Origin of the sequence: Pseudomonas cyclaminis (genome assembly GCF_015163715.1) — a bacterium.
Lineage (GTDB): Bacteria > Pseudomonadota > Gammaproteobacteria > Pseudomonadales > Pseudomonadaceae > Aquipseudomonas > Aquipseudomonas cyclaminis.
Genome location: NZ_JADDUM010000110.1, coordinates 20,914 through 27,457, shown reverse-complemented (window position 1 = coordinate 27,457; position 6,544 = coordinate 20,914). Strand labels below are relative to the sequence as shown.

Sequence of the window (6,544 nt, the reverse complement as noted above, 5' to 3'; positions counted from 1 at the left end):
GTCGGTGCGCACGCCGGGGCCGCCGGGCGCGTAATAACGGGTGATCTTGCCGAAGCTGGGGAGGAAGTTGTTCTTCGGGTCTTCGGCGTTGATACGGAACTGCAACGCAAAGCCACGGTGCTGGATGTCTTCCTGTTTCACCGACAGCGGCAGGCCCGAGGCAATGCGGATCTGCTCACGAACGATGTCGATCCCGGTGATTTCCTCGGTAATGGTGTGTTCCACCTGCACCGGGTGTTCATCTCCATGAAGTACACCTCGCCCTCGGCGAGCAGGAACTCCACGGTACCGGCGTTCTCGTAGCCTACGGCCTTGGCGGCACGCACCGACAGGTCACCGATGTAGGCGCGCTGTTCAGGGGTCAACTGTGGGCTAGGGGCGATTTCGATAAGCTTCTGGTTGCGGCGCTGGATCGAGCAATCGCGCTCGAACAGGTGCACCACGTTGCCGAAGCTGTCACCGAGGATCTGCGCCTCGATGTGCTTGGGATTGACGATGCATTTTTCCAGGAAGACTTCCGCCGAACCGAACGCCTTGGTGGCTTCGGAGATGACGCGGGGGAAGGCTTGTTCAAGTTCTTCGCGACTGTTGCAACGCCGAATCCCGCGACCGCCACCACCGGAAGTGGCCTTGAGCATCACCGGGTAACCGATGCGGTCGCCTTCGGTGAGGGCTTCGGCGATGTCGGCGACGTTGCCTTCGGTACCGGGCGTGACCGGTACGCCGGCCTTGATCATGCTGCGGCGCGCTTCGGTCTTGTCGCCCATGCGGCGGATCACTTCAGCGGACGGGCCGATGAACTTGATTCCACGTTCGGCGCAGATGTCGGCCAGTTCGGCGTTTTCCGACAGGAAGCCGTAGCCGGGGTGCAGCGCATCACAACCGGTTTCCACGGCCAGGTTCACCAGCTTGCGCGGGTTCAGGTAACCGGCCAAAGGCTCGGCACCGATGCTGTGGGCTTCGTCGGCACGTTTAACGTGCAACGCATGGCGGTCGGCGTCGGAATAGACCGCGACCGAGCGAATGCCCATCTCGGCGCAGGCACGCACGATTCGTACGGCAATTTCACCACGGTTGGCGATCAGGATCTTTTTTATCACTTGGAAATTCCCTTGAGCCGATTGCTGCGTTCTTCGACCCGCTGGAGCCGGGTCGGCGCGTGACCAAATGTTTCATGACAGTCGCGAGACACACACTAAGCCCCAGCAGGGATTAACAAAAATCAATAATTATTGGGTTGTGTATAAGTAAAGACTTATAGTCAGCGCATCACGGCGGGGATGGGTATTTGAATTATGCGTAAGTCATTGATGCGTATGACATTGCGTCAATTGCAGGTTTTCAATGAAGTGTGCGATTTGCGCTCATACAGCCGTGCCGCCGAGGAAATGTCCCTCACGCAACCGGCCGTGAGCCTGCAAATTCGACAGCTGGAAGAGCTGATTGGCCAGCCGCTGTTCGATTATGTCGGCAAAAAACTCTACATGACCGAGGCCGCGGAAGCGCTGCAACGGGCCAGCCGCGACATCTTCGGGCGCCTGGAAAACCTCGATATGCAGCTGTCGGACATGCAAGGTTCACTGCAAGGCCAGCTGAAGCTCGCGATTGAGTCCAGCGCCAAGTACTTCGTGCCGCATCTGTTTGCCGCATTCAAGCGCCAGCATCCAGAAGTGCAACTGCACTTGACGGTGGTCAACCGCGCCCAGGTGATCCGGCGGCTTTCCGACAACCGCGACGACCTGGTGATCATGTCCATGGTGCCCCAGGACATGGGCCTGGAATTCCTGCCATTTCTCAATAACCCGATTGTCGCAGTGGCACTGCCGGATCATCCCTTGAGCCTGCAAGGACCGCTGCGCCTGCAAGACCTGGAACCCTACACCCTGCTCATCCGTGAACCGGGCTCCGGCACGCGAATCGCCTGCGAGGAATACTTCAAGGAGAAACGCGTGCACTTCACTCAGACGGTGGAAGTGGCCTCGGCCGAGCGCAGCGTGAATGCGTCTGCGCTGGCCTGGGCGTGGCCTTGCTGACGCGGCATGCGGTGAATATGGAACTGGCCACCGGCGGGCTCAAGGAGCTGCCGGTGGAGGAGCTGCCGCTGTACCGCAGTTGGTGCCTGGTGCAGGCCAAGGCCAAGCGCCTGTCACCGGTGGCCCATGCGTTCCTGGGCTTTATCCGCAGCGAGCGGGTGCAGATCAGCGCGCTGGCTGAACGCTTCGCTGGGCGGCCGCGGGTGCCTGCCAGTGGAGTTCCGGGTAGTCACTGATGCTCTGGAGCAGCTGGCGCTCCTGGCAACGGTCTTCAATTGCACGACGGAACGCCATGCGGCGCTGGTCTTCCTGCTGACGACGGGTTTTTACGGCGCTGTTGCTGTCTTCGTAGGGACGGGCCATTTGGAATCTCCCAATGCGAGTACGGGAGTTCAGAATCGGCTCGACGGATGACACGACGATGACAGCCTGGTGAAGATTCTGGATACACAGGAGATGCCAATGTGGGAGGGGGCAAGCCCCCTCCCACATCTGGAACGAGTGCGGCCTTGACTCAGTCGTCGAGGGCTTTGACGGATTTGGGCGACAACCGCAGGCTGCGCAAGCTGCGCTTCACACTCTTGAGGTGGTTGACCAGGCTCGGCCCGCGCGCCATGGCCACGCCCATCGCCAGCACGTCGATTACCACCAGGTGGGCAATGCGCGAGGTCAGCGGGGTGTAGATTTCGGTGTCTTCGTGCACGTCAATCGCCAGGTTGACCGTGGACAGTTCGGCCAACGGTGTCTGGCTCGGGCACAAGGTGATCAACGACGCGCCGCTTTCACGCACCAGGTTGGCGGTGATCAGCAGGTCTTTGGAGCGGCCTGACTGGGAAATACAGATCGCTACGTCGGTCGGCTTCAAGGTCACCGCCGACATCGCCTGCATGTGCGGGTCGCTGTAGGCCGCCGCCGTCAGCAGCAAACGGAAGAATTTGTGCTGGGCATCTGCCGCCACCGCGCCGGACGCACCGAAGCCGTAGAATTCAACACGCTGGGCCTGGGACATGGCGGTCACGGCCTTTTGCAGCTCCACCGGGTCGAGTTTTTCACGCACTTCCATGAGGGTGTGCAAGGTGGTGTCGAAGATCTTGAGGCTGTAGTCCGCGACGGAGTCGTCTTCGTGAATCGCAAACTGCCCGAAGCTGGCACCGGCGGCCAGGCTCTGGGCCAGCTTGAGTTTCAAGTCCTGGAACCCGGAGCAACCGATGGCCCGGCAGAAGCGCACGATGGTCGGTTCGCTGATACCCACGCTGTGGGCCAGGTCGGCCATGGAACTGTGCATCACAGCCGCAGGGTCAAGCAGCACGTGATCGGCAACCTTGAGTTCCGATTTGCGTAACAGGTGGCGCGACTGGGCGATATGTTGCAACAGGTTCAAAGGACGGACTCTTGTTATTGGCAGGGCCAGGGGATGTAGCAAGCTTGTAGTTATACTACAAGAATTGTCGTTTTGCCCGTCCGACTCATCACTAAATTGCCCTGGCACCCTGATATTCAAAGGCCAGGAGCTTTGTAGCCACTCGGGCGCCCTTGGCGTCGCTAAGGAAAATCTGCATTTTTCCGTAACAAATCTGCCAGCCCGTCAGCCTGCATGGGGCGGCTGATCAAATAGCCCTGCACTTCGTCACAACGCTCCGCTCGCAGGAAATCCAACTGCTGCTGATCTTCCACGCCTTCGGCCACGACCTTGAGTGCCAAGCCGTGGGCCATGGCGATGATGGCTCGGGTGATGGCTGCATCCTCGCGTCCTTGCCCAAGCCCACGAATGAAGGTCTGGTCGATCTTTACGTAGTCCACAGGGATGCGCTTGAGGTAGCTGAGGGACGAGTAACCCGTGCCAAAGTCGTCGATAGCCAGCTTCACCCCCAGGTCGCGCAGCTGCTGGAAGGTGGCGATGATGTGTTCGACGCTGTCGAGCAGTTGGCTCTCGGTCAGTTCCAGCTCCAGGTATTGCGGGTCCAGGCCGGTTTCTTCCAGCACCTGACGCACCAGGCTGACCAACTTGCCCTGGCGTAACTGGTGCACCGACAGGTTCACCGACACCCGAATCGGCGCCAACCCCTGGCGCTGCCATTCACAGGCTTGCCAACAAGCCTGGCGCAACACGAATTCGCCCAGCGGCACGATCAGGCCCGTTTCTTCGGCCAGGCCGATAAAGTCGCAGGGCGGCACCATCCCCCACTGTGGGTGGTCCCAACGAACCAACGCCTCAGCGGCGTTCAGCCGGCCCGTGGCCAGGCACAGCTTCGGTTGGTAGAACACCGAAAGCTGGCGCTCATCGATGGCTTTACGCAGATGGTTTTCCAACTGCAGACGCTCAAGGGTGCTGGCTTGCAAGCTGTCGGTGTAGAACTGGAAGTTGTTGCCGCCCAGGTGCTTGGCGTGTTGCATGGCCATGTTTGATTGGCTGACCAGCTCGGAAATTTCCCGCGCATTGTCGGGCAGCAGGCTGACGCCCATTGACGCACTGACCACCAGCTCATGCCCCTCAACCGTCACGGGTACCCGCAGCTTGGCCAGCAGCCGCGTGGCTACCCGCGCCAGGCTCGACAGGCTGCCGTAGGCGTCGAACAACACGGCAAATTCATCCCCGGACAGCCGTGCAATGGTGTCGGCTTCGGGCAAGGCATTGATCAGCCGGCGCGCCATTTTTTGCAGCAACTGGTCCGCCACTTCATGGCCCAGGCTGTCATTGAGCAGCTTGAAGCGATCCAGATTGATATGCAGCAACGCCAGGCTGCGCCCGCCCTGGCGCACGCGCTGGTGGGCCTCGCGCAGACGCTCGCGGAACAACGAGCGGTTGGCCAGCCCGGTCAGTTCGTCGTAATGGGTGAGGTAGCGCATGCGCTCCTCGGACTCGCGCCGCGCCGACAGATCAGCGAAGAAGCCCACGATATGGCTGACGTTTCCGCGAACATCGCGCACCACATTCAGTTGCAGCCACTGCGGGTAAAGCTCGCCGTTCTTGCGTGTTTCCACCAGTTCGCCCTGCCAGGTGCCGTGGCTGAGCAAGGCTTGGCGGATCACCGGGAAGTGACGCCGGGCATCGCGGCTGCTGGGTAGCTCTACCACGTTGCGACCGAGCATGTCGTCGATGTCAAAGCCAGTGACGCGACTGAAGGCCTGGTTGACCGCGATCAGCGCGTAATCCGGGTCGAGGATCACGATGCCTTCGCTGGCGGCTTCAAATACGGTCGAGGCCAGCCGTTGTTGTTCTTCAAGGGCCTTGCCGGCGCTGATGTCGCGCCGCGTGCCGAGCATTCGAATCACGCGCCCACTGGGCGCACGCTCCACCGCGCGGCCACGGTCTTCGATCCACACCCAGTGCCCGTCGCCATGGCGCACGCGGTATTCCACCTGGTAATCCTCGGTGCGCCCCTTGAGATGCTCCACCAGCGCACGCTTGAGCAGCGGCAAGTCATCCGGGTGCAGGCGCGGCTTGAGGTGGCCGAGCATGGCCGTGACGTACTCCGGCTCCAGGCCGAACAGCTCTTTAAGCTGGGTGTGATGGACTTCGTCGGTTTGCAGGTTCCAGTCCCACAGGCCGAGTTCGCTGGCTTGCAGGGCCATGGCCAGGCGCGCTTCGCTCTTATTCAGCGCAAGACTGGCGACGTCCAGTTCCTGGCTGCGCTGCGCCACGCGGTCCTGCAGGCCTATCTGAGCGTCACGAAGCTCCTGCTCGACCTGACGACGCTGCTCGACTTCACGCACCAAGTCCTGATTCAACTGCTCGCTGCGCTGCTGCGCCTGCTGGAGATGCTCGATCAAGGCCTGGTTCTGGAAACGCCGCAGGAGTTCACGCTGGATCAGGCGGTTGACCTGCCAGGCCACCAGGTTCAGCGACACCAGCAGGATCAGGCCGAGTACCCCCCAGCCCTGTTGCTGCGGGCTGCCATCCCACAACAAGTAGACAATGGACGGCACCAGGCACGGCACGGCGAAGGATAGGAACGCCGGCAGGCTCACGGCATAGGCCACGCTGGCCGACAACGTCGCAGCGCCGATCAGGCCGAACACCCAGGCTTGCTGCATGAAGCTGTTCACCGGTGCCAGGGCGATGGCCGCAGTTGCCAGCGTCAGGCCACTGACCGCCGAGCCGAGCATGAACATGCGCCGCCAGATCGGCTGGGCCTGACGGCTGGGCATGGCTGAATCAAAGGCCGCCACCTGGATAACGCGCATGGCCACCAGGGCCAGCAGCCAGACCAGCCAGATGCTGTCCAACAGGTATTGCTTGGGATTCCACAGCAGCCAGGCGCAGACCAGGCCGTTCACCAACATTAATAGGGTCGGCAGCAACGAGCCCTGATACAGCAGGCGCGTGCGCTCAACCGCCATCTCAGTGGCGTAATGTTTGCGGATAACCTGCGCGGGCGCCATCGAGGGGCCAAGCAGGTCGGTGCTGAGGGTCATAGGCAATGTTCTTATAATGGTGAGCCCGAAACGTCGACGGAGCATACACAAGCAAGCGCCCGGCCAAACTGCTCCATGTCATAAAACTGTGCGGT

Annotated in this window: 3 protein-coding genes and 2 pseudogenes; 1 reads left to right on the top strand and 4 read right to left on the bottom strand. The window is 61.2% G+C overall.

Translation table 11 applies throughout. The features are described from left to right. A pseudogene (locus IQK56_RS15240) lies at positions 1-1,100 on the bottom strand (acetyl-CoA carboxylase biotin carboxylase subunit); the annotation flags it as partial. Positions 1,101-1,295: 195 nt separating this feature from the next. On the opposite strand from IQK56_RS15240, the pseudogene IQK56_RS15235 reads away from it, so the two are divergent. After that, a pseudogene (locus IQK56_RS15235) lies at positions 1,296-2,269 on the top strand (LysR family transcriptional regulator). On the opposite strand, the gene IQK56_RS15230 reads toward IQK56_RS15235, so the two are convergent. The 3 genes from IQK56_RS15230 to IQK56_RS15220 form a co-directional block, all read right to left on the bottom strand. Next, on the bottom strand, positions 2,199-2,396 hold the full coding sequence (locus IQK56_RS15230) for a PA3496 family putative envelope integrity protein (RefSeq protein WP_099586078.1): 198 nt from the start codon (positions 2,394-2,396) through the stop codon (positions 2,199-2,201). The pseudogene IQK56_RS15235 and the gene IQK56_RS15230 overlap by 71 nt on opposite strands. A 151-nt stretch (positions 2,397-2,547) precedes the next feature. Further along, the gene (gene hexR / locus IQK56_RS15225) at positions 2,548-3,414 is read right to left on the bottom strand and encodes a transcriptional regulator HexR (protein WP_003177007.1); all 867 of its coding nucleotides are present in this window, start codon (positions 3,412-3,414) and stop codon (positions 2,548-2,550) included. 161 nt (positions 3,415-3,575) lie between these two features. Then, positions 3,576-6,449 carry an EAL domain-containing protein gene (locus tag IQK56_RS15220; RefSeq protein ID WP_122308608.1) on the bottom strand — a complete coding sequence of 958 codons (2,874 nt, stop codon included), beginning with the start codon at positions 6,447-6,449 and terminating at the stop codon, positions 3,576-3,578. Positions 6,450-6,544 lie beyond the last annotated feature (95 nt).